This is a genomic window from Paraburkholderia sp. BR14312 (assembly GCF_040948675.1).
GTDB classification, from domain to species: domain Bacteria; phylum Pseudomonadota; class Gammaproteobacteria; order Burkholderiales; family Burkholderiaceae; genus Paraburkholderia; species Paraburkholderia nodosa_A.
In genome coordinates, this window is the sequence record NZ_JBFPKI010000011.1 from 75,040 (window position 1) to 96,605 (window position 21,566).

Genomic DNA, 21,566 nt, shown 5'->3' on the forward strand with positions numbered 1-21,566 from the left:
CCATGTTCGCCTACATTTTTCGACGTCTATTGCTGATGGTGCCGACGCTGATCGGCGTCGTCACGCTCACGTTCGTCGTCACGCAGTTCGTGCCCGGCGGCCCGGTCGAGCAGATCATGGCGCAACTGCGCCATGGCAATGCGACGCGCGGCGGCGAGACCGGCGCTGGAGGAGGCGGCTATCACGGCAGCCAGGGCGTGGATCCGCAACAGATCGAGCAGATCAAGAAGGAGTTCGGCTTCGACAAGCCTCCGCTCACGCGCTATTTCCTCATGCTCAAGGACTACGCCACGTTGGATCTTGGCCAGTCGTACTACCAGCACGACAGCGTCTGGAACGTGATCCGTTCGAAATTGCCGGTTTCGATCACGCTGGGGTTATGGACAGTACTGCTAACCTACGCGATATCCGTGCCGCTCGGCATCGCCAAGGCGGTGCGCAACGGGTCGCGATTCGACACCGTGACCAGCGTACTCGTGCTCTCCGGCTATGCGGTGCCGGGTTTCGTGCTCGGCGTGCTCCTGCTGATGCTTTTCGGTGGCGGCTCGTTCTGGCAGGTGTTCCCCATGCGGGGTCTCACGTCCGATGACTTCGCTGACCTGAGCCTCGCGGGCAAGGTGCTCGACTACCTGTGGCACATCGTCCTGCCGGTAACGGCCTCCGTGGTCGGCAACTTCGCGATCGTCACGATTCTCACGAAGAACACCTTCCTCGAAGAGATCGGCCGCCAGTATGTGCTGACCGCGCGGGCAAAAGGCGCGCCCGAACGCGACGTGCTGTGGAAGCACGTACTGCGCAACGCGGCCATTCCGCTCGTCACGGGCTTGCCTGCCGCGTTCATTGGCGCTTTTCTCAACGGCAATCTGCTGATCGAAACGCTGTTCTCACTGGACGGCATGGGCCAGCTCTCTTACGACTCGGTTATCCGCCGCGATTACCCCGTCGTGCTTGGCTCGCTGTTTCTATTCACGCTGATTGGCCTCGTAACCAAACTCATTGCTGACGTCTGCTATGTCCTCGTCGACCCCCGCATCCAGTTCCAACGCCTGGACGGCTGAAACCGCCGCCGTTGCGCACGCGCCGTCGGTCTCGCCCTGGCGCCGCACGTGGCAGCGCTTTCGCGCGCAGCCGCTCGGCTATTGGAGCCTTGTCATCTTCGTCACGCTGTTTGCGATCAGCATGCTCGGCGAGGTGCTCGCAAATGACCGGCCGCTCGTCGTGCGTTACGACGGTCAGTACTATTTCCCGATCGTGAAGGATTATCCGGAGACGATCTTCGGTGGCGACTTTCCGGCGAGGACCAACTACCTCGACCCGTATATCCGGCAGCGCCTCGAATCGAACGGCAATTTCGCGATCTATCCGCCCAATCATTTTCATTACGATACGATCGACTACTTCGCGGCGCGACCGTATCCGTCCGCGCCCTCGGCCACGAATTGGCTCGGCACCGATCAGTTCGGTCGCGACGTGCTTTCGCGGTTGCTCTACGGCTTCCGGCTTTCCGTGCTGATGGCTCTGGCGCTAACGGTATCCGGCGTCGCATTGGGCGTGTTGACGGGTGCGGTGCAGGGCTTCTATGGAGGACGCACCGATCTCATCGGGCAGCGGCTCATCGAAATCTGGAGTTCGATGCCGGACCTCTACCTGCTCATCATCTTCGCCTCGATCTTCGAGCCTACGCTTTGGCTGCTGTTTGTCCTGCTTTCCATGTTTGGATGGCTGGTGCTTTCCGATTACGTGCGCGCTGAGTTCCTGCGCAACCGCTCGCTCGACTACGTGAAGGCGGCGCGCACGATGGGTCTCTCGAACTGGCAGATCATGTGGCGCCACGTGCTGCCCAACAGCCTGACGCCGGTCATCACGTTCCTGCCTTTTCGCATGAGTGCGGCCATTCTCTCGCTCACCAGTCTGGACTTCCTCGGGCTCGGTGTGCCGCCGCCCACGCCAAGCCTTGGCGAGCTACTCCAGGAGGGCAAGAACAATCTCGAGGCATGGTGGATCTCGCTCTCGGCTTTTGCGGCGCTCGTCATTACGCTGCTGCTGCTCACGTTCATGGGCGATGCACTGCGTAACGCACTCGATACGCGCAGGCGTGGCTCGGCGTTCGGCGGAGGTAAATAATGAATCGTCCTTTGCTGGAAATCGAGCGCTTCAGCGTGCGCTTCGGCGAGAAACAGGCGGTGCGCGAACTGAGTCTCTCGATTGAGCGCGGCGAACGCGTGGCGCTCGTCGGCGAATCGGGCTCGGGCAAGAGCGTGACGGCGCTGTCGATCCTCGGCCTCGTCGAGCATGCAAGATTCACTGGGCGCATGCAGTTCGACGGCGAGGATCTGCTGCAGAAAACCGAGCAGGAGATGCGCGGCATTCGCGGAGCCGATATCGCCATGATCTTTCAGGAGCCGATGACCGCCCTGAATCCGCTGTACACGATCGGCAAGCAAATTGCCGAAAGCCTGCGTCTGCACGAGGGGCTCAGCGCCGGCGCGGCGCGTGAGCGCGGTGTCGAGTTGCTGCGGCGGACCGGCATTCCCGAACCGGAGCGCCGCATCGACAGCTTTCCGCATCAGCTGTCCGGCGGACAGCGCCAGCGTGCGATGATCGCGATGGCGCTCGCGTGCCGCCCGCGCCTCTTGCTCGCCGACGAGCCCACCACGGCGCTGGACGTGACCGTCCGCCAGCAGATCGTCGATCTGCTGATCGACCTGCAGGAGCAGGAGGCGGCAGCGCGTGGCATGGCCATATTGCTCATCACGCATGACCTGAACCTCGTGCGGCGCTTTGCGCAGCGCGTGGCGGTAATGGAAAAGGGCGTCCTCGTCGAAACGAACACGACCGCGGCGCTTTTCTCGAACCCGCAGCATCCCTACACGCAGCGCCTTCTCGATAGCGAGCCGCGTCGCGAGGTGGCGCCGGTCGCGGTGGATGCGCTGCCCATCCTCGACGTGAAAGGCCTCGCCGTGGATTACCGCACAGCGGTCAAAGGCTGGCGCTCGGTGTTCGGCAGTTCGACTTTCCGTGCCTTGCACGAAGCGAACCTGACGCTGCGGCGCGGCGAAACGCTCGGTATCGTCGGCGAGTCTGGCTCGGGCAAATCGACGCTCGCGGCCACCGTGCTCGGCCTGAAAAGCGCGGCAGCGGGCGAGATCCGCATCGACGGGGTCGCGCTCTCGGCGCAACGCAAGGCGAGGGCCCGCCGCGCACTGTACTCGCGCATGCAGGTGGTGTTTCAGGATCCATTCGGGTCGCTTTCTCCGCGCATGACCATCGAGCAGATAGTCGGAGAGGGGCTGGCCGTGCACAGACCGGAGGTTGACGGACCGGCGCGACGTATGCGTATCGCATCGCTGCTCGAGGAAGTGGGCCTGCCCGCCGATTCGATGCAGCGGTACCCCCACGAATTTTCTGGCGGACAGCGCCAGCGCATCGCCATTGCCCGCGCACTGGCGGTGGAACCGGAACTGATCGTTCTCGATGAGCCAACCAGCGCGCTCGACGTCTCGATTCAAAAACAGGTGCTCGCGCTGCTGACGAACTTGCAGAAGAAGTACAAGCTGAGTTATTTGTTCATCACGCATGATCTGGCCGTCATGCGCGCGATGGCGCATCGTGTGATCGTGATGAAAGCGGGCCGCATCGTCGAGCAGGGTGACACGCTCGACGTGCTGCACGCGCCGTCTCATCCTTACACGCAATCGCTGCTGGCGTCGTCGATGCTGGACGAGCCGGCGGTGCTACAGGAGAAGTTCGCATGATCGAAGAGCGTTGGCTGCAGGGCGCGCGCACGCTGAAGAGCAGCGCCGATTTCTGGTCGCTGCGCATGACGGGCGAAGTTGTCGAGGACCACGTGGTGCGCAACGACGTCGCGCAGCCGCTGCGTGTGGTGCGCGAGCGGGGCGCAATGCTGACGGCCTGGACCGGCGCCGGTGCCGGCTATGCGGCGACGGCCGACCTCAGTGCAGAGGGGCTCCAGCGTGCGCTCGACATCGCCACGGCGCGGGCGTTCGCATGTGCGCAAGTCTCGTTGATCGATTACCGCCGCATTGCCCGGCCCGTTGCGAGCGGCAGCTATGCTTCGCCGAACATCGACACGCCGCTCCCCACCCGCCGTGAGTGGCTCAGCCAACTCGCGCACGAATGCGCGTCGGCGAACCTCGACTCGCGCATCGTCGAGCGGGTGGCGAGCATGCACGTCGCGCACACGGATCAACTCTATCTCACGAGCGACGGTGTGAGCATCGAGCAGCGCTTTCGCTACCTCATGCCAGGGCTAAGCGTGGCCGCGCATGCGAACGGCGACACGCAGGTGCGAACACTTGCCGGCGACCACGGCGCGCTCGGGCAGGGAGGTCTGGAGATACTCGCACGGCACGGCTTCAATGGCGCTGGCGCCCGTGTGGCGAACGAGGCGCTGCAACTGCTCGCGGCGCCGAATTGCCCGTCGGGCACGCGCGACCTGCTGCTGATGCCGGACCAGATGATGTTGCAGATTCACGAATCGATCGGTCATCCACTCGAACTGGACCGGATTCTCGGCGACGAGCGCAACTTCGCTGGCTGGAGCTTCGTGAAGCCGGAGATGTTCGGCAGCTATCAGTACGGCTCCCCGTTGCTGAATGTGACCTTCGATCCGGAGCTGCGCGAAGAAGCCGCTACCTACGCGTTCGACGACGAAGGCAGTTCGGCGAGCAAGCAATACCTGATCCGCAACGGGGTGCTGGAGCGGCCGCTCGGTGGGGCACTCTCGCAGCAGCGCGCCGGGCTGCCGGGGGTCGCGAACTCGCGCGCGGCCAACTGGAATCGCCCGCCTATCGACCGCATGGCGAACCTGAACATCGAGCCCGGTACCGAAACACTCGCCGCGATGATCGCAAGCATCGACAACGGCATTCTGATGACTTCGAATACGTCCTGGTCGATTGACGACCATCGCAACAAGTTCCAGTTCGGTTGCGAATATGGCCGGCTCATCGAGAACGGCAAGCTCACGCAGGTCGTCAAGCGGCCTAATTATCGCGGCATTTCGGCGAGCTTCTGGCGCAGTCTCGTCGCCGTAGGCGACGCGAGCACCCGAGAGGTCTACGGCACGCCTTATTGCGGCAAGGGAGAGCCCGCGCAGGTCATTCGTGTGGGGCACGCGTCACCGGCGTGCGTCTTCAGCAACGTAGACGTTTTTGGAGGCGCCTGATGAGCGACGTACTCTTTGCAAGCGAGCGTGTGGCGGTAGATTGGCACTCGCATTTCATGATGCTCGCCGATGCGATCGACGGGTTGTTGCTGGCTGGTGAAACGGCGCTCACTTCCTTTGCCGGAGAGCAATCGGATTTCATTCGTTTCAACGGCGGCAAAGTCCGGCAAATGGGACTCGTCTCCCAAGGCAAGCTCACGCTTCGGATGATCGATGGCGCGCGCCAGGCGTATTCCACGCTCGACATCTGCGGCAACGCTGATCAGGATCTGCGCGATGTGGGCGCGACGTTGCAAACGCTTCGCTCGGACCTGCGTGATGCACCTGATGATCCCCATCTGCTCTACGACACGACAGCGTGGCAGCGTTCGACGCGGCGCACGGGACGGCTGCGGGATCCGCATGCCCTCATCCATGTGGTGGCCGAATGCGCGCGCGGGCTCGACTTCGTTGGCTTCTACGCGGGCGGCATGCTCGCGCGCGGCTTCGCCTCCAGTTGCGGCAGCCGTGGCTGGCACGAAGTCGAAAACTTCTGCTTCAGCTGGTCGCTCTATCATCCGGGCGGCCGCGCCATCAAGACGACATATGCGGGCGAGAACTGGGACGACGCGAAGTTTGCCAGCAAGGTGCAGGAGGCGGCGGCACGCCTGCCCGTGCTGGCGCTCGCGCCGCGAGCGCTCGGGCCGGGCCGGTACCGTGCATGGCTCGCGCCAGCGGCGCTCGAAGAGCTGCTGGGCGTTGCCGCGTGGGGCGGCTTTTCAGCGCGCGCGCAGGCGACGTCGCAGAGCCCGCTTTACCGGCTGCATGGCGGCGAGCTTTCGCTCGACGCGCGCGTCTCGATCACTGAAGAGCTCGGACTTGGTATTACACCTGCCTTCAACGACGACGGCTATTTGCGCGAAAGCGTGCCGCTCGTGCGTGAGGGGAGGAGCGTCGCGCAATTGACAAACGCCCGGACGGCGCGCGAGTACGGCCTGCTCCCTAACGGTGCACTGGCGAGCGAGGCGCCGTCGTCGCTTTCGATGCCGGGCGGCGACCTCGCGGACGCGGATGTGCTCGCGGCGCTGGGCACGGGTCTGTACGTCGGCAACCTCTGGTACGTGAACTTCTCGGATCGCATGGGCTGCCGCCTGACCGGCATGACGCGTTTTGCGACGTTCTGGGTGGAGGAGGGGCGTGTCGTTGCGCCGGTAGACGCGATGCGCTTCGACGACAGTCTGTACGGCCTGCTGGGCGAGCGCCTCGAGCGTCTCGGTGCGCAGCCCGAACTGCGCCTGTCCGAAGACACGTGGGGTCAACGCGCGACAGGCGGCATGCAGATTCCCGGGGTGCTGGTGAAGTCGTTTGAACTGACGCTGTAGCCTGCCTGACCGTCCCTGACGTCTCAAACAAGAAGGAAACAACAATGCAGTCGCGCTTACCCGAGGGGCTCGTCGTGCGCGCATTGCGCCCCGGCGATGCCGAAGCGTTGCATGCGCTGGGGCACAGCCCGTCAATAGTGCGGGGCAATGCAGAGCCACCGTATAGTTCGGTCGCACAGACCCGTGAGTGGATCGCGAACGTGGTATCGCCGGCCGTCATCATCGGCGCGTTGGTGGGCGAGACTATCGTGGGCGAAGCTGAACTGCATCCGCAGAAGTTGCGCCGCGCGCACGTCGGCGAGATCGGCATAAACGTACACGACGATTGGCAGCGTCGGGGCGTCGGAACGTTCCTCATGGAGCAAATCCTCGACTTCGCCGACAACTGGCTGGGCCTACGGCGGCTCCAACTTCACGTCTACACCGACAATGCTGCCGCGATCGCGCTCTACCGAAAGTGCGGTTTCGAAGTCGAGGCGCGTTTGCGCGGCGCAGTATTGCGCGAAGGAATACTCGCCGACTTCTTCTTGATGGCGCGCCTGCACGATCCGCTGCCCCTCACCCCGGAGTGATCCCCATGCACGTCCCGACACCATCGCCCGCGTTCGCGTCACCCGGTACTATCCGCGTGCGCACCTGCGAGCCCGCCGATTTCGAGGCGATCGCCGACTTGATGAATCAGCCAGGTGTGCGCCACGGCACGCTATTGAGCGGGTGGCGCACCCCCGAATCCTTGCGTGCGTGGTATGAGAGCCGGGCGCCCGGCTGCATCACGATTTGCGCCGATATCGACGGACGCGTGGTGGGACAATCGCAGCTCGATGTCGCGAAGGCGCGCCGCGCACACTGCGCTTGCGTGGGCTTCGGCGTGCACGACGCCTGGCAGCGTCGTGGCGTGGGCAGCGCGCTGATGGCGGCGATCGTCGCCTGTGCCGACCATTCGCTGGGCCTGCGCAGGCTCGAACTCGAAGTGTTCGCCGACAACGAAGCCGCGATCGCGCTCTATCGCAAGTTCGGCTTCGTCGTAGAGGGCCGCTCGCGCGGTGCCGCAATGCGCGCCGGCGTACTTGCCGATACGCTTCATATGGCGCGCTACGCGGAAGCACCACCGTTCGCTTCCCCCTTGTTCCCCTAACCGTACCGGCGAGCGCGTGCCCTTCTTTTTTATCGACAGGCCGGTCTTCGCATGGGTCATCGCGCTCGCGATAATGGTCGCGGGCGTGCTCGCGATTCCCATGTTGCCGGTCGCACAGTATCCGCAGCTCTCGCCGCCGCGCATCGTCATCAGCGCGGAATATCCGGGTGCGTCGGCGGAGGAGGTGGGCAACAACGTCGCGAGCGTGATAGAGGAGAGCCTCGATGGCGCCGAAGGCCTGCAGTATTACGAAACGACGAGCGATGCGCTGGGGGACCTGGAAATCGACGTGACCTTCACGTCGGATACCAATCCCGACATCGCGCTCGTGGACGTGCAGAACCGTCTGAAGCAGGTCGAGGCGCGGTTGCCGCAGCAAGTGGTGCAGCAGGGCATCGACGTGGAGAAGGCGTCGAATACGTTCCTGATGCTCGTCGCGCTCACGTCCACCGACGGCACGCGCGATTCCGCGCAACTCAGTGACTACCTGAACCGCTTCATCCTTCGCGATCTCAAGCGTGCACCGGGCGTTGGCGCGGCGGAGCTCTGGGACGCCGACGAGGCCATGCGCATCTGGCTCGATCCGGTGAAGCTGCGCGAATACGGCCTCACGGCGGCCGAGGTCAACGCGGCCATTGCCGCGCAGAACTCGCCGGTGACAGCGGGCACGCTCGGGAACGCGCCGTTCGTGAACGGGCAGCAAATCACCGAGTCGGTGAGCGTGAAGGGGCAACTCGAAACGCCCGACGAGTTCGGACAAATCGTGCTGAAGGCTAAGCCGGATGGCTCGCTCGTGCGCTTGCGCGACATCGCGCGCGTGGAACTGGGCCGCGCCGACTACTCGTTCTACTCGCGCCTGAACGGCAGATCGGCGGCGACCGTGGGCATCCATCTCGGCCCACGCGGCAACGCGCTGGAAACTTCGAACAGGATCCGTGCGCGTCTCGCGGAGCTGTCCAGACGTCTTCCTCCGGGCGTAGCGATCGAAATTCCATTCGATACCGCATACTTCGTGCGCGTGGCGATTCACGAAGTGGTGATCACGCTCATCGAAGCCGTGGTGCTCGTATTCGCGGTGATGTGGCTATTCCTGCGCGACCTGCGCTCCACGCTCGTGCCCACGGTGGTGATCCCCGTTACACTCATGGGCGCATTCGTGGCGCTGTATTGGGCCGGGATGTCGATCAACGTGTTCACCATGTTCGGCCTCGTGCTCGCTATCGGCATACTCGTGGACGATGCAATCGTTGTCGTGGAGAGCGTGCAACGCATGATGCACGAGCGCGGGCTTGCACCGCGCGAAGCCACGCGCGCCGCGATGAAGCGCATTGGCGGTGCGATCGTCGGTGTGACGGCGGTGCTCACCGCCGTATTCGTGCCGATGCTGTTCTTCAACGGCAACGTAGGCGGCATCTACCGGCAGTTCGCAGTGACGATGATCGCGTCGATGCTGTGTTCGTCGTTCATGGCGCTCACGCTAACGCCGGCCCTTTGTGCGAGTCTGCTAAGGATGCCAAAGCGAACGCCGAAGCCCGAGCGCGGTTTGACGGCGCAAGCGGCGCGGGCCTCGCGCGGCTACCGGGCGGTCGTGGCTGCGCTACTGCGGCGCGGCCCGCGTGTGCTAGCGATCTACGTGGTGCTGTGCGCGGTTGGGGCGCTGTTGTACTGGAAGCTGCCGCAGGGCTTCCTGCCGAGTGAGGACGAGGGGCAGTTGCAGGTGATGATTCAGTTGCCCGCGGGCGCCACGCAGACCCGCACGCTCGACGTGGTAAAGCGCGTGGAATCGATCCTCGGCAAGCAGCAGGCCGTCGGCAACGTAACGAGCGTGGTGGGCTGGAGCTTCGCAGGCAGCGGGCAGAACGTGGCGATGGCGTTCGTCGAACTCAAGCCGTGGGGTCGGCGCGGCAAGGACGAGATAGACGCGCAGGCTGTGCGCGACACGCTAAACGAGCAATTCGGCACCATCCTCGACGGCGACGTGCAGGCTATGCTGCCTTCCGCGGTGCCGGGCATCGGCCACTCCGAGGGCTTTACGTACCGGCTGGAGGATCGCGGGGGCGTCGGCATGGACGGATTGAAGGCCGCGCGTGACCAACTGATCGACGCGGCCGGCAAGAGCCGCATGGTGGCGCAGGTCCACTCGGAGGACCTGCCTGACGGGCCGCGCGTGGAACTCGAAGTCGACCGCGAGAAGGCCTACGCATATGGCGTATCGTTCGACCGCATCGCGGACGTGCTGGGCAGCACGTTCGGCTCCAGTTATGTCGACGACTTTCCAGCAGGGGGGCGCATGCGCCGCGTCATCGTCGCCGCCGACGCACCCACGCGCATGAACGCCAGCCAGCTGCTCGACCTGCCTGTGCAAAATACATTCGGCGGGTCCGTGGCGATGTCGTCGATCGCGGCCACGCACTGGACGCTCGGCCCCGTGATGCTGAGCCGCTACAACGGTTATCCGTCGCTCGACGTGACGGGGCGCGCGGCGCCGGGCCATAGCTCGGGTGAAGCGATGGCCGAAATGGCGCGGCTCGCGCTCGCTCTGCCCGAAGGCGTGTATGGCGAATGGACCGACGCCGCGTTCGAAGAAGTCCAGGCGGCTCGCCAGACTCCGCTCCTCATCGGCCTCTCGCTGCTAGCGGTGTTCATGGTGCTGGCGGCGCTCTACGAGAGTTGGATCACGCCGCTTTCCGTGCTGCTGGTCGTTCCGCTCGGTGCGCTCGGCGCAGTGAGCGCGATGCTCCTGCGCGGGCTGCCCAACGACATTTACTTCAAGGTCGGAATGGTGACCGTAATCGGCCTTGCGGCGAAGAACGCCATCCTGATCGTGCAGGCCGCGAGCGTGCGCCGCACGGGCGGGTTGCCGCTGCGCGCCGCAGTTGTGGGCGCGAGCGTCGAACGGCTGCGGCCTATCGTGATGACTTCTGCGGCGTTCGTGCTCGGCGTGCTGCCGCTCGCGTTCTCGCGGGGCGGCGGCGCGCAAGGCCGGCACGCCATCGGTACGGGAGTCCTGGGCGGCGTGATTGCGGCGACGCTGCTTGGAATCGTGTTCACACCATTGCTCTACTACGCGGTGGTATCGCGGGTGACGGCGAAACCTGTGCATCGGGTACCGCGGCGCCGAAGCGAGCACACAGCGCAGGCTAAAGAGGCCGAAACGGAGGCGCCCTGACCTCTCCATGCCCCTATGGCTGATTGGCCGCCGCGCAGCAGGCGGATGGTCCAATGCGCGGGTGGGCGGAAATCAGAACAGACGCGGCGTGCCCACCCAGAGCAGTACGGTTTCCTGATCAGACGTATTGCTCCAGGCGTGCGGCACTGTCGATTCGTAGTGCGCGCTGTCGCCCGCGCGGACCACGAATGTCTGTCCTTCCAGCGAGAGGGTCATTTCACCGGAGAGCACATGCAGGAATTCTTCACCCGCGTGCGTGGTGACTTCGCTGGAGCGCTCGCCGGGCGGCATGCGCACGAGAATGGCTTCGAGCTGGCGACCGCCGGACGGATTGGTCAGGCGTGCATAAAGGTCGGCAGAATTGGCAAAGCCGAAAAATTTCAGATCCTGCCCACGGCACACGCAGCCCGCTTCGGTGGGCGCATCGACGAAATAGCTTACCGGCACGCCCAGCGCCTTCGCGATGCTCACGAGCGAGGTGATCGAGGGGGTGGCGCGATCGCGTTCAACCTGAGAGAGAAACGGCTTTGAGAGCTGCGCAGCGCTGGCGATGTCATCGAGCGTACGGCCCTGTCTCTGGCGCAGTCCGCGAATCTTGCTGCCTACGGAAACTACGCTCAGTGATTCAATTGGTTTCGAAACCATGACGGAATATTGTTGTCTGTTGAATATGTTTTAATCCGAAAACCGGACTGGGCGAAAGCCCGATCTTGTCGTGCACTTTGGGTCTCCATTCATTTCCATTGCTCCGGCACGGTCTATATCCCGCGATTTCAGAGACAAACCGGTCGACAAGTAATGGAATATGCCGATTACCGCCGGGATTGCAATTCGAATTCCCCCTGCGTACGTCGGCGATCATGCCTTGACGCCAGTTGACGGAAGCGCCGTTGCCATGGCGCGCCGTCTGCGGCTCATAAACGATAGCATGAAAGCCGCAGCGTACCACTGTTCTGCAACGTGCTAAAAAGAATCCGTCATTTCAAGCATTCTTTCGATTCTCGTTTCCGATTATGGAGGAATGCTGAAAGAGTGGCGCCATGGAAAAGCGCTTTGTTCGCTTGCGGTTAATCGCAAGCCATGAGATGGTGGATCACGAGCACCGGGTCGGCGATGCGTGAGATCAGTCGCGGTGAAGGCATGTGCGGGCTCAGCGTCCGTCGATCGACGGGGCGATGCGGTCGGAGAGGCCTATCTGACTCGCGGGGCAGGTGAGCCGATGAGGGCTACCGACCATGCATCGAACCGGTGCGTCGCGCCCGACGTAACCGTCCTTCAATCCGGGAGATTCGCTATTAGGGAGAATCGCAGAAGACGTTTCCCAACTACCACTATGCGATTCATGCGAGGACTACGACAGGTCGATGCGCTGCGTCCGGGGCGGCGAGCTGTCGGTCATGTCTGAACGGGCTCGCGAATCAGCTTGACGACTGTGCAGATAACGTCCAATGAGCAACGCGAGAATATTTATTCCGCTTCTTACGTTCTGAGCGATTCTTGGTTCCGTATCGCGGTTGTGTTTCCTATGCTGGCAGACTCGACGAGTCTGATGTGTCCTGCACCCGCGCTCGCCGCCGCGAGGACCCCGCCGGACTCGCCTGCGCCGTGTGCTGCTTGATCGCCAGATAAGTGCCGTTAGCTGGCCGCGGGAATCCGGCGAACGCAGTTGCTTTTGGAGGTGGATTTCATCATGCCGGAGGATTCGAACGCATCGCCTCGTGCATCGAGCGGAGCGATCGTGAAGGCGTCCGCTGGGGCTTCGATATATATTTTTGTGGTTGCTCGTGCAACCATATTGACGAAGCCGTGGTGGCGAGAAGGCGCATCGCGGATGCGCCTTCGGGAACTGTCAGCGAAGCGCGATCGGCGCGTCGTTTGCGCGACGCGCGTCCTCAAGAAGCGGCTTGCCGGGGCCGGCCAGCCATTCTTCGAAGCGAAGAAGCGGACCGAATTCGCGGTCGAGTGCCCGGATATCCGCGTGGCCGGTGAGCCGATCTTCGTCAATCAGGCTCGCCAGTCGGCCAAGGAACGGGTCCTGTTCCAGCAGACTGTCCGCAAAGCGGTGATAGGCGATCGGCGTGCCTGCGGCGCGGCTAAGGCTTTCCCGCAGGCGCGCGGCGGTGAGTTCGTCGCCCGCGATTTCGATGGTCCGTCCAACGTAGCGTTCCGGCGCAGAGAATATCGTGGTGACGATCTTGCCGATGTCTTGCACGGCAATGATCTGTCCGCGTTGCTCCTCGCGAAGGAAGAACGTGAAGATGTCCTTCTCTAGACCCATGCCCGGCAGCATCAGCATCTCCATGAATCCGGCGGGACGCACAATTGTGCTGTTCAGATCAAGACTACGGATGTGCGCTTCTATCTCCGATTTGCTGTCGAAATGACCCATTCCGGTCTTTTCTTCGCCGGCCGCATTGACCGACGTATAAACCAGGTGCTCGACACCCGATTCCAGCGCAATGTCCGCAATGGCCTTGCCGTAGCGGATTTCCTCCTCGTCGGACACTCCGTACACTGCGCCTTGCCCTGAGCTTGGCTGCACGCTGAAGACGCCATAAATGCCTTTCATCGCGCGTCGGATCGACGCGCTGTCCGCCAGGTCGCCCACCGCCATATCCGCGCCTAGCGAAGCCAGCGACTTCGCTCTGGCGCTGGCAGGATCGCGGACGAATGCCCTGACTGCCCATCCATTCGCCCTGAGCGCGGAGGCGACCGCTCCTCCCTGTTGTCCCGTTGCGCCGAACACGAGCACGGGGTTCCCGCCGACACGGTTCCTGGAGACCGGGCCGCCGGTTTTCGGATTGACTGACATGTTCACTCTCCTCGTTATCAGAGGTGATTCATGGTATAGATTTGAAACCTGAATGCAATTACGCACCTGAACGCTACCAGGTACCCCGGAGGATCCCATGTCCGCGTCATCCCATGAAGACCTCGAACTGAATCGCTTCGTGCTTGAAGAGATCACGAGCAAGTGGTCGCTGCTGGTTCTCGATTGCCTCTGCAGTGGCCCGATGCGATTCAACGCGCTGCGCAGGGCGAACGAAGGCATTACGCAGAAGTCGCTGACGCAATGCCTGCGCCGCCTGGAATTTAACGGCTTCATCAAGCGGACGGTCGTCAGTACCGCTCCGGTGGCCGTGACCTACGAAATCTCGCAACTGGGGCGCTCGCTCGAACCACATCTGCGCGCGATTCTGGAATGGGCAGAGCAGCATCGGCACGCGGTCGAGGCCGCGCGGCAAGCTTTTTCTGCGGCGCAAGGCCCGGTTCAGGGGGAAGGAGGTTTTTCGACGCAGTAGATGCGAAGCGTCATCGCAGGTTTCACCTCGGATGCCCGGCCGTAATGAATCGACCGTGAGGGCGCTGTCTCATGGTCCGGTTCTCGATCCGGACGGCGCGAGGCATCACAGCGCGCCGGGGCGCGGATCGGGCACGAAGCCGTCGCGGTTGGGCATGTATAGCAGGCCGTGCGTGAACTGGACGGGCAGCCCGCTCGGGCCGTTCCATTCGTTGCCGGTGTTGCCCGAGCATTCGAGAAAGTGCACGCGCGACTCGGACGGGAAGCGCACGAGGCCGTCCATCGTGAATAGCCGTGGCTCGCGCACGAGGCCATGCACGACGAGGCGATGCTGGTCGGGATCGATGGCGGGCACGCTGGCATGGGGGATTACGTGCGCCACATTCGAACGCCGTGACCTGACAACCTTTGACCGATTCGCCGATCGCTGTTCGCGCCGCAGGATTGAGAGGGCTGCGCACTCGATCAGGCGTCTACATAGAGCCCGGCCAGATTGCCGCAGAGTCCGTCCGCCGTGACCGTGTGTCCATGCACCCGCTTGTTGTAGAGCGTGACCTGCTTGAGTGTGATGAGGTTGTAGACCGGCAGATCATCCGCCACCTTCAACTGAAACTCCTTGAAGATCTCGATACGCTTGTTCCGGTCGACCGCCACCGCGGCCGCTTCCAGAAGCCTGTCCGCGTCCGCGTTCTCGTAGTGGCTGGCATTGGAGAAGGGCACGCCGGGCTTGAAATTCTTCGACCAGTAGATGCGCTGGACACCCACAGTCGGGTCGAAGGTGTTGCCCATGAAGTTTGCGTCGATATCGAACGCACGATCCGTGAACACACGTTTTACATAAGTCGGGAAGTCTTGCGAGCGAACCGTTGCGTCGATACCGACACGTCTGAGCGATTGCCTGAGAAACTGTGCGAGTAGCTGAAACGACGGATCGTACGGGTTGTAGTCGATTGTCAACGGGAAACGGAATGACTGCCCATCTCCCTTACGCCGATAGCCCGCGTCATCCAGCAGCTTCTCCGCGAGTGCCGGATCGTATGGATAGGACTTTACGGCGGGGTCGTAGAACTGGCTCAGCAAAGGGCTGATCGCCGCCGGCGAGGGCACGCCGTAACCATAGAAGACGGATCGCAGGATCGCCTGGCGATCAATGGCATGACCGATGGCGTGGCGGATGCGTACATCTTTCAGATACGGGTTGTCGAGGTTGAAAACCAGTTGAGTCAATGCGGCATCGTAGCTGTAGCCGCGCGTTTCGAGTTGCAGATGCGGCTCCTTCGTGAGCCTGGCGATGTCCGTCAACGGCACGGGGTTTTCGCCGGCAAGATCGAGCTCTCCGGTTTCGAGCGCGGCAGCGCGTGCGGCGGCATCCGGGATGAACGTCAACCAGAGTTCGTCGACATACGGCTTTGGTGCATCCCAGTAGTCGGGGTTGCGCACCAGACGGACATGACTGCCGCGCACCCACTCCTTGAACAAATACGGCCCGGTGCCGATTGGCTTCGTATTGTTAGGATTATTAAGCGGATCGCCCTCGGCATAGAGGTGAGCCGGAACGATCGGCGACTCGGACGCAGCCAGCGCATAGAGCAGATAGGGCGCAGGGCGGGAGAGTCTCAGCACGGCGGTATGAGCATCCGGCGTATCGACACCCGATACGTTCGCGAAGGTGGCGCGGCCACGTGGGTGATACGTCTGCAGGAGCTTGATGGACTGCGCGACATCCTGCGAGGTGAACGGCTTGCCATCGTGCCATCGCACGTTCTCACGAAGATGAAACGTGTATTGCAGGCCATCGCTGCTGATTTCCCACTTCGTCGCCAGTTGCGGTTGAGGTTGCACGTCGAAGTCGTAAGCGAGCAGACCTTCCGTTATCTTGGGACTCGCCTTGTCCTCCGCGCCTGCCGTGGTCGCGAAGTTGACCAGCACGTTCGGTTCCGGATTGACCAGCAGCGTCACGCGGCCGCCGCGCCTGGGCGCAGGTGATCCGGATGGTTTGCCGCCGACTTGCTGCGCGTACGCGGCGGATGGCGTGCCAATTGCTGACGCCAGTACGGTGGCGCCGGCGGCGGCCCCGATTCCCTGGAGGAAGGCGCGGCGTTTCAGAGCGTGATGGCCATTCGACGACGCGAGTGCATGTTTGGATGGCGGTGCGGAAGTGGGTTTTCCTGCTTTGCGGCGCATGACGAACCACTCGGTAATTGGGGCGATTTAGTGTAGGCACGCCTCAATTGTGAGGTGAACCATTCGATCATCGGATGCTTATGATGAAAGCGATTACATGCATATGGTTGTGCTGGGAGCGTTGCGACGTCACACCTCGTTGACGGGGGCGAGCCGCAGAACAATCACGCCAGCTGTTCTCCGCGCGGTGCGAAGCTCAGCGCCAGCACAGCGAAGATCAGCACGCCGGTTGCGACCTGCTGCCAATAGAAATTCCAGCCAATCAGCAACAGGCCATTGGCCACGAGGCTGATCAGCAGAACGCCGAGCAGCGTGCCGGTCACGCCTGGCCGTCGGCTCGGCGACAGCGTGGTGCCGATGAAGGTTGCGCCGATCGCGTTCAGCAGATAACCATTGCCCGCCTGCGGGACGTACGCCTTGACCGTCGACGACAGCAACACGCCGACCACGCCATAGATTAACGCGCTGGCAATCAGCGTCCACGACACGATCGCGCCGACAGGCAGCCCCGAGTAGCGGGCGACGCCCGGTTGTGCGCCCAACGCGGCGGCCTGCCGTCCAAACACCGAGCGCGCCGAGGCCACGTGAACCGCGCCAGCCAGTATCGCGACCAGCCACAGCGGCACAGGAATTCCAGCGATTGCGCCGTGTGCCAGCTCGCTGAACAGCGCCGACAGCGGGACATTGAGCAAATAGACTGGCTGTCCGCCGTCGGTCGCCAACTGCTGCACGGTTTGTCCGATGAACAGCGTGCCGAGCGTGGCGAGAAACGGCGCGATGCCGAAGCCGGCGATCAACACGCTGTTGAGCGCGCCGACCGCCAGCGCTGCCACGAATCCGCCCAGTATGGCGAGCGGCAGCGCCGTCTGATGCGCGCTGAGCAGCACGAACGCGAGGCTCGCAACGTCGATCGACGTGCCCAACGATAGATCGATCGCACCGATTGACAACGCCAGCGTCATCCCCAGCGACGCGATCGCGAGCAACGCGAAGTTGTTTAGGAGCACGTTCGCCAGATTGTCGGCGCGCGCGAAGCCGGGCGCGACCGCCGAGAAAAATGCAAACACGGCCAAGAGTGCGACGATCAACGCGTAGCGCTGCACCCGGGCGATCCGGTTAGTCATTTGCATGGTTCCCGGTGTGGCGTCGGCGCATCACAGCGGTGGTGGCGACGACGAACAGGATCAGCGCGCCCTCGACACCGTTGACCCAATAACTCGACAGATTGTCGAGCTGGAAGCCATTGTTGACGAGGCCGACAAACAGCACGGCAAGCAAGGTGCCCGGAATGGTCGGCACGAGCCGCCGTGAGAATACGACGCCCAATAGTGCCGCCGCGATGACCGCCAGCAGATTCTCGCCCGCGCCTGGCGAACTTCCGCTCAGCAGCGCAGAGGATGCAAGGGCCGCCAGCGCGGCCGAGAGACCGCTGACCACATAGCTCGAAGCAACATACCGGTCTGTGCGGATTCCCGCGGCGCGCGCGGCGTCGCGATGCGCGCCGGTCGCGCGCAGGCGCAAGCCGAATGCGGTGTAGTGGATCAGCAACGTGAACAGCACGGCGACGCCTATGAGCGCATACGCGAGATGCGGCACGTCGAACGGGCCGCTATCCAGCAGGAACGTCATCAGCGGCGAGGCGACCGGGACAGACGTATTCTGCGTCAGCACCAGTTCGAGGCCTGCGGCGATATTCATCGTCGTCAACGTGGCGAGCAACGGGAAGATGCCCAGCGCGATCACCGCGAATGCGTTCAACGCGCCGATCGCGGCACCTGCGGCGAGCGTCAGAACCAGCGCGGCGCTTTCCGGCAGACCGTCGCGCAAACTCACGGCATAGACCGCCGCGCACCAGCCCATGTTCGCCGCGATCGACAGATCGAGTCCGCCCTTGATCGGATCCGCGCCGCCGCCGATCAGAACGGCCGTCAGCCCAAAGCCGAGAATGCCTACCACGACCGATTGCTGCAGTACGTTCGCCAGATTCGCGATGCTCAGGAATAGCGGAGAAGTCGCGGCGAAGACCGCCGCCACCAGCGCAAACGCCAGCACGGCGCAGCCGCGCAGCCAGAACTGCGCGCCGAACCATCCGGACGGCAACGCAACGCGTGGGCGCTCCCGTGTATCGTCAAGTACCTTGCTCATGCGGCGCGCTCCGTACGGCGCGCGCGCGGCGGCTCGGTTGTCGCCTGGCCGTTGGATCCGGTGCGAGCGCCAGTGGCCCATGCAAGCACCTCCTGACTCGAGGTTTCGCGCGAGATCAATTCCTTGACGATGCGCCCTCGCGTCATGACCAGCACGCGATCGGTCACTTCCAGCAGTTCGATCAGGTCGCTCGAAAACAGCAGCACGGCCGCGCCGTCGTTGGCGAGCCGCTCGAGCATCCGGTAGATCTCGGTCTTTGCACCGATATCGACGCCCACAGTGGGTTCGTCGAGCAGATAGATTCTCGACCCCGGTCCGGCGCCGCGAATCAGCCATTTGCCTAATGCGACCTTCTGCTGATTGCCGCCCGACAGATGACGCACCGGCGCTTCCGGGCCGGGTGCGCGGATGCTGAACGCGTCGATCGCCTGCCGCACGGCCTGGCGCTCGTCGCGTCGCGCCAGCAATCCGAAGCGGCAGAAACGCGCGAGGCTCGACAGCGTGAGGTTTTCGCGCACGCTCAGCGACGGCGCGACACCATGCGCGCGACGATCTTCGGGCACGAAGGCGATGCCGGCGCGCACCGCGTCGGCGGGGCGGCGCAGTCGCACGGGCTTGCCGTCGAGGGTGATCGCGCCGCGAACCTCGCGTTCGAGTCCGAACAGGCTGCGCACCAGTTGCTTGCCGCCCGAGCCCAGCAGCCCGGTCACGCCGACGATCTCGCCGCGCCCGAGTTCGAACGATATCTGCTCGAAGCGCTTGTCCGCGTGGAGCTCGTACACCGACAGAAGCGGGGCGCTTGCGGTTCGCGGCGCACGCGCTGTGCGGGTCGTCGCATCGGTGCCGATCATCGCGCTGACCAACGCTTCGGTCGGGGTTGTGCGAGCGTCGACGTGCGCGACGTCCTTGCCGTCGCGCAAGACCGTGACCCGATCGCAGATCGCCGCGATTTCGTTCAGATGATGAGACACATACAGGATCGTCAGGCCGCGCTGCCGCAGGCGATCGATCGTCTGAAGCAGACGCTCGACTTCGCGATTGACGAGCGCGGCAGTCGGTTCGTCGAACACCAGAATGCGCGGCTCGCGCATCAACGCACGCGTGATCTGCACGATCTGCTGTTCGGCCACGCTCAACTCGGCGATCAGACGGTTGGGCGCGAGATCGATGCCGAAATGCGTTGCGACCGCTTCGCGCGCCTCACGCTGCATGCGCCGGACGTCGAGTATGCCCAGAGGAGAACTGCGCCGATCGAAGCGCGTGCGGCGCGTGCCGAGAATCGGCTCGTTGCCGCTTAGCAAGGCTTCGGCGACCGTGAAGGTGGCGGGCAGTAGCCGTTCCTGATGAATGAAGCCGATCTGCGATAGCGGCTCACGTGACGCGCTTCCGTTCGGACCCCGGTCCACGCCGTCCACCGCGATGGTCCCGTCGTCGGCATGGTGAATACCGGCGAGTATCTTGATCAGCGTCGATTTTCCCGCGCCGTTCTGACCGATCAGACCATGCACGGTGCCGCGCCGCACTTCCAGCGATGCGGCGCGCAGCGCGGGCACACCGTTGAACTGCTTGACGACGTCACGCAGCGCGAGCGCGGGAATGTACTGCGTCATTTCGATGCGATGCTGCCGTTCTGTGCCGTTTGCCCGAGCGTCTGCTGAATGGCGCCGGCGTTATCTTTCGTGACAAGGATCGACGGCACGTAGGTGTATGGCGCCAGATTCTTCTCGCCGGCGAGATAGCGCGCAACGTTGTCGACCGCGGTTTTGCCGATCAGCGCGGGCTGCTGCGCGACCACGGCGGCCGCGCTCGAATTCGGGTCCTTGACGAGGTTGACTACGTCCGGGCTGCCGTCTACCGCATAGGTTTTGATTTCCGTGCGGTGCGCGGCGTCGATAGCCTGCGTCGCGCCGACTTGCGGCACGTCCCACGCGGCCCAGATCGCGGCGATCTGCCCCTTCGGATATTTGGTCAACAACTGGCTGATCTGCGCGTACGCGCTTTGTACGGTGTTCGGAATCACATCGCGCAGTTCGGGCTGGATGATGTGCACCTTCGGGTAGTACTTCAGCACGGCTTTCAACTGGTCATAACGGATTGCGCACACCGGTACGCCATAAAAACCGTTGAACACGAGAATGTTGCCTTCGCCGTGAATGTCGTTGACGAGTTTCAGCGCCAACTGTTCGCCGATGAAGAAATTATCCGACGTGGTGTCGTTCAGGCTGGACGGCGAGGCCGTATCGATTGTGAAGAGCGGGATGCCTGCCTGGCGGATTTTCTGCAACCAAGGCTCCAGCACGCTCGCCGTGCCCAGTTGTTCGACGATCGCGTCGGGCTTCTGCGCGATCAGTGTCTGGATCTGCGCGATCTGCCGATTGTCGTTGCGGCCCGCATCGAGTGCGATCGGCGTACCGCCCAGCCGTTTGACTTCGTCGACCGCACCTTGATAGGCCTTCAGGTCCCAGTAGTGATCCGTGCCGGCTGCCGTAATGCCGATCCGCTTGCCTTTCAGCGACGGCACGTCCTTGTCGGCCGCGTCCTGCGCGTGTGCGCCGATACCGGCCCCCAGAAGAGAAAGCGTGACGAGTGCCGGAAGAAACTGCCTCAGTTTGCTATGGATTTTTTTCATGTCGTCGTGGAGTCGAAGCGGGTGAAGCGATCCGACGACTTTAAACAACAACACGACGCTGGAAACGAACAAATCCCGCTAAGGTTATCAGGGGGATGTTGCGGTGCTTAGTACGAATGGCGCAGATCGCTGGGACGAGTCCAAAGGATCGAACCGTAGCCAGGCCAAAAAGGCGTTTGCGCGCCACGCCAATCTGACGACTACCTCGGTCATGCTGTATGGGATCATCGATTCAGGTCTCGGCGAAGTGAACAACCAGGGTGGCAAATCGAACGTTCAGGCGACTTCAGGCGGGCTGTCGGGCAGCCGGTTCGGATTCCGGCCTCACGCGCAACCAGCATTGCGCAGAACCGCCAGGGAACACGGCTCATCGCGTCTGTTCGCGACGACCCTGGTTGCTCTGTCGACGCAATGAATCAAGCCGGGCGGGGACCATCGGCGGTCCAGCGCCCCG

At 63.2% G+C, this 21,566-nt stretch carries 16 protein-coding genes and 1 pseudogene; 9 read left to right on the forward strand and 8 right to left on the reverse strand.

Annotated elements, in window-relative coordinates; genetic code table 11:
- The first annotated feature begins 2 nt into the window (after positions 1-2).
- From AB3X98_RS28355 to AB3X98_RS28390, 8 genes are read left to right on the forward strand one after another with little or no spacing between them, the layout of a single operon-like run.
- Entirely contained in the window at positions 3-1,058 is a 1,056-nt protein-coding gene (locus AB3X98_RS28355) for a microcin C ABC transporter permease YejB (protein WP_368603338.1), read from the forward strand.
- Entirely contained in the window at positions 1,012-2,124 is a 1,113-nt protein-coding gene (locus AB3X98_RS28360; RefSeq protein ID WP_368603339.1) for an ABC transporter permease, read from the forward strand. Before AB3X98_RS28355 ends, AB3X98_RS28360 begins: the two co-directional genes overlap by 47 nt.
- Positions 2,124-3,755 (forward strand): ABC transporter ATP-binding protein, encoded by a 1,632-nt coding sequence (locus AB3X98_RS28365; RefSeq protein ID WP_368603340.1) that lies wholly within the window; start codon positions 2,124-2,126, stop codon positions 3,753-3,755. Before AB3X98_RS28360 ends, AB3X98_RS28365 begins: the two co-directional genes overlap by 1 nt.
- A complete protein-coding gene (locus AB3X98_RS28370; protein WP_069261313.1) occupies positions 3,752-5,188 on the forward strand; it encodes a TldD/PmbA family protein in 1,437 nt (478 codons plus the stop codon). Before AB3X98_RS28365 ends, AB3X98_RS28370 begins: the two co-directional genes overlap by 4 nt.
- The gene (locus tag AB3X98_RS28375; RefSeq protein WP_368603341.1) at positions 5,188-6,549 is read left to right on the forward strand and encodes a metallopeptidase TldD-related protein; all 1,362 of its coding nucleotides are present in this window, start codon (positions 5,188-5,190) and stop codon (positions 6,547-6,549) included. Before AB3X98_RS28370 ends, AB3X98_RS28375 begins: the two co-directional genes overlap by 1 nt.
- A gap of 44 nt (positions 6,550-6,593) precedes the next feature.
- Entirely contained in the window at positions 6,594-7,121 is a 528-nt protein-coding gene (locus AB3X98_RS28380) for a GNAT family N-acetyltransferase (RefSeq protein WP_069261311.1), read from the forward strand.
- A 5-nt stretch (positions 7,122-7,126) separates the two neighbouring features.
- Positions 7,127-7,684 (forward strand): GNAT family N-acetyltransferase, encoded by a 558-nt coding sequence (locus AB3X98_RS28385; protein ID WP_069261310.1) that lies wholly within the window; start codon positions 7,127-7,129, stop codon positions 7,682-7,684.
- 16 nt (positions 7,685-7,700) lie between these two features.
- Positions 7,701-10,853 (forward strand): multidrug efflux RND transporter permease subunit, encoded by a 3,153-nt coding sequence (locus AB3X98_RS28390; RefSeq protein WP_368603342.1) that lies wholly within the window; start codon positions 7,701-7,703, stop codon positions 10,851-10,853.
- 72 nt (positions 10,854-10,925) lie between these two features.
- Here AB3X98_RS28390 and AB3X98_RS28395 read toward each other — a convergent pair whose 3' ends face one another.
- Positions 10,926-11,498 carry a cupin domain-containing protein gene (locus AB3X98_RS28395; protein ID WP_069261308.1) on the reverse strand — a complete coding sequence of 191 codons (573 nt, stop codon included), beginning with the start codon at positions 11,496-11,498 and terminating at the stop codon, positions 10,926-10,928.
- Between the two features lie 1,204 nt (positions 11,499-12,702).
- A complete protein-coding gene (locus AB3X98_RS28400; RefSeq protein WP_368603343.1) occupies positions 12,703-13,665 on the reverse strand; it encodes an NmrA/HSCARG family protein in 963 nt (320 codons plus the stop codon).
- A gap of 139 nt (positions 13,666-13,804) precedes the next feature.
- Between AB3X98_RS28400 and AB3X98_RS28405 the strand changes: the two genes are divergently transcribed.
- A complete protein-coding gene (locus AB3X98_RS28405) occupies positions 13,805-14,155 on the forward strand; it encodes a helix-turn-helix domain-containing protein (protein ID WP_256094432.1) in 351 nt (116 codons plus the stop codon).
- A 159-nt stretch (positions 14,156-14,314) separates the two neighbouring features.
- Here AB3X98_RS28405 and AB3X98_RS28410 read toward each other — a convergent pair.
- The 6 genes and pseudogenes from AB3X98_RS28410 to AB3X98_RS28435 all read right to left on the reverse strand — a co-directional run.
- A pseudogene (locus tag AB3X98_RS28410) lies at positions 14,315-14,518 on the reverse strand (molybdopterin-dependent oxidoreductase); the annotation flags it as partial.
- Between the two features lie 101 nt (positions 14,519-14,619).
- Positions 14,620-16,338: an ABC transporter substrate-binding protein gene (locus AB3X98_RS28415; RefSeq protein ID WP_368603344.1), complete on the reverse strand. Its 1,719-nt coding sequence runs from the start codon at positions 16,336-16,338 to the stop codon at positions 14,620-14,622.
- A gap of 164 nt (positions 16,339-16,502) precedes the next feature.
- Complete coding sequence (locus tag AB3X98_RS28420; protein ID WP_342947048.1) at positions 16,503-17,462, reverse strand: ABC transporter permease; 960 nt, start codon at positions 17,460-17,462, stop codon at positions 16,503-16,505.
- Entirely contained in the window at positions 17,455-18,483 is a 1,029-nt protein-coding gene (locus AB3X98_RS28425) for an ABC transporter permease (protein ID WP_342947049.1), read from the reverse strand. The genes AB3X98_RS28420 and AB3X98_RS28425 overlap by 8 nt, the downstream gene beginning before the upstream one ends.
- A complete protein-coding gene (locus tag AB3X98_RS28430; RefSeq protein ID WP_368603345.1) occupies positions 18,480-20,093 on the reverse strand; it encodes a sugar ABC transporter ATP-binding protein in 1,614 nt (537 codons plus the stop codon). The genes AB3X98_RS28425 and AB3X98_RS28430 overlap by 4 nt, the downstream gene beginning before the upstream one ends.
- The gene (locus AB3X98_RS28435) at positions 20,090-21,112 is read right to left on the reverse strand and encodes a sugar ABC transporter substrate-binding protein (RefSeq protein ID WP_368603346.1); all 1,023 of its coding nucleotides are present in this window, start codon (positions 21,110-21,112) and stop codon (positions 20,090-20,092) included. The genes AB3X98_RS28430 and AB3X98_RS28435 overlap by 4 nt, the downstream gene beginning before the upstream one ends.
- Between the last annotated feature and the right edge of the window lie 454 nt (positions 21,113-21,566).

Excerpts from the sequence above, each read along its gene's own strand:
- AB3X98_RS28375 (WP_368603341.1), top strand. The coding sequence starts at position 5,188 with ATGAGCGACGTACTCTTTGCAAGCGAGCGTGTGGCGGTAGATTGGCAC.
- AB3X98_RS28425 (WP_342947049.1), bottom strand. The coding sequence starts at position 18,483 with ATGAGCAAGGTACTTGACGATACACGGGAGCGCCCACGCGTTGCGTTG.
- AB3X98_RS28380 (WP_069261311.1), top strand. The coding sequence starts at position 6,594 with ATGCAGTCGCGCTTACCCGAGGGGCTCGTCGTGCGCGCATTGCGCCCC.
- AB3X98_RS28385 (WP_069261310.1), top strand. The coding sequence starts at position 7,127 with ATGCACGTCCCGACACCATCGCCCGCGTTCGCGTCACCCGGTACTATC.
- AB3X98_RS28365 (WP_368603340.1), top strand. The coding sequence starts at position 2,124 with ATGAATCGTCCTTTGCTGGAAATCGAGCGCTTCAGCGTGCGCTTCGGC.
- AB3X98_RS28355 (WP_368603338.1), top strand. The coding sequence starts at position 3 with ATGTTCGCCTACATTTTTCGACGTCTATTGCTGATGGTGCCGACGCTG.
- AB3X98_RS28395 (WP_069261308.1), bottom strand. The coding sequence starts at position 11,498 with ATGGTTTCGAAACCAATTGAATCACTGAGCGTAGTTTCCGTAGGCAGC.
- AB3X98_RS28415 (WP_368603344.1), bottom strand. The coding sequence starts at position 16,338 with ATGCGCCGCAAAGCAGGAAAACCCACTTCCGCACCGCCATCCAAACAT.
- AB3X98_RS28370 (WP_069261313.1), top strand. The coding sequence starts at position 3,752 with ATGATCGAAGAGCGTTGGCTGCAGGGCGCGCGCACGCTGAAGAGCAGC.
- AB3X98_RS28400 (WP_368603343.1), bottom strand. The coding sequence starts at position 13,665 with ATGTCAGTCAATCCGAAAACCGGCGGCCCGGTCTCCAGGAACCGTGTC.
- AB3X98_RS28360 (WP_368603339.1), top strand. The coding sequence starts at position 1,012 with ATGTCCTCGTCGACCCCCGCATCCAGTTCCAACGCCTGGACGGCTGAA.
- AB3X98_RS28435 (WP_368603346.1), bottom strand. The coding sequence starts at position 21,112 with ATGAAAAAAATCCATAGCAAACTGAGGCAGTTTCTTCCGGCACTCGTC.
- AB3X98_RS28430 (WP_368603345.1), bottom strand. The coding sequence starts at position 20,093 with ATGACGCAGTACATTCCCGCGCTCGCGCTGCGTGACGTCGTCAAGCAG.
- AB3X98_RS28420 (WP_342947048.1), bottom strand. The coding sequence starts at position 17,462 with ATGACTAACCGGATCGCCCGGGTGCAGCGCTACGCGTTGATCGTCGCA.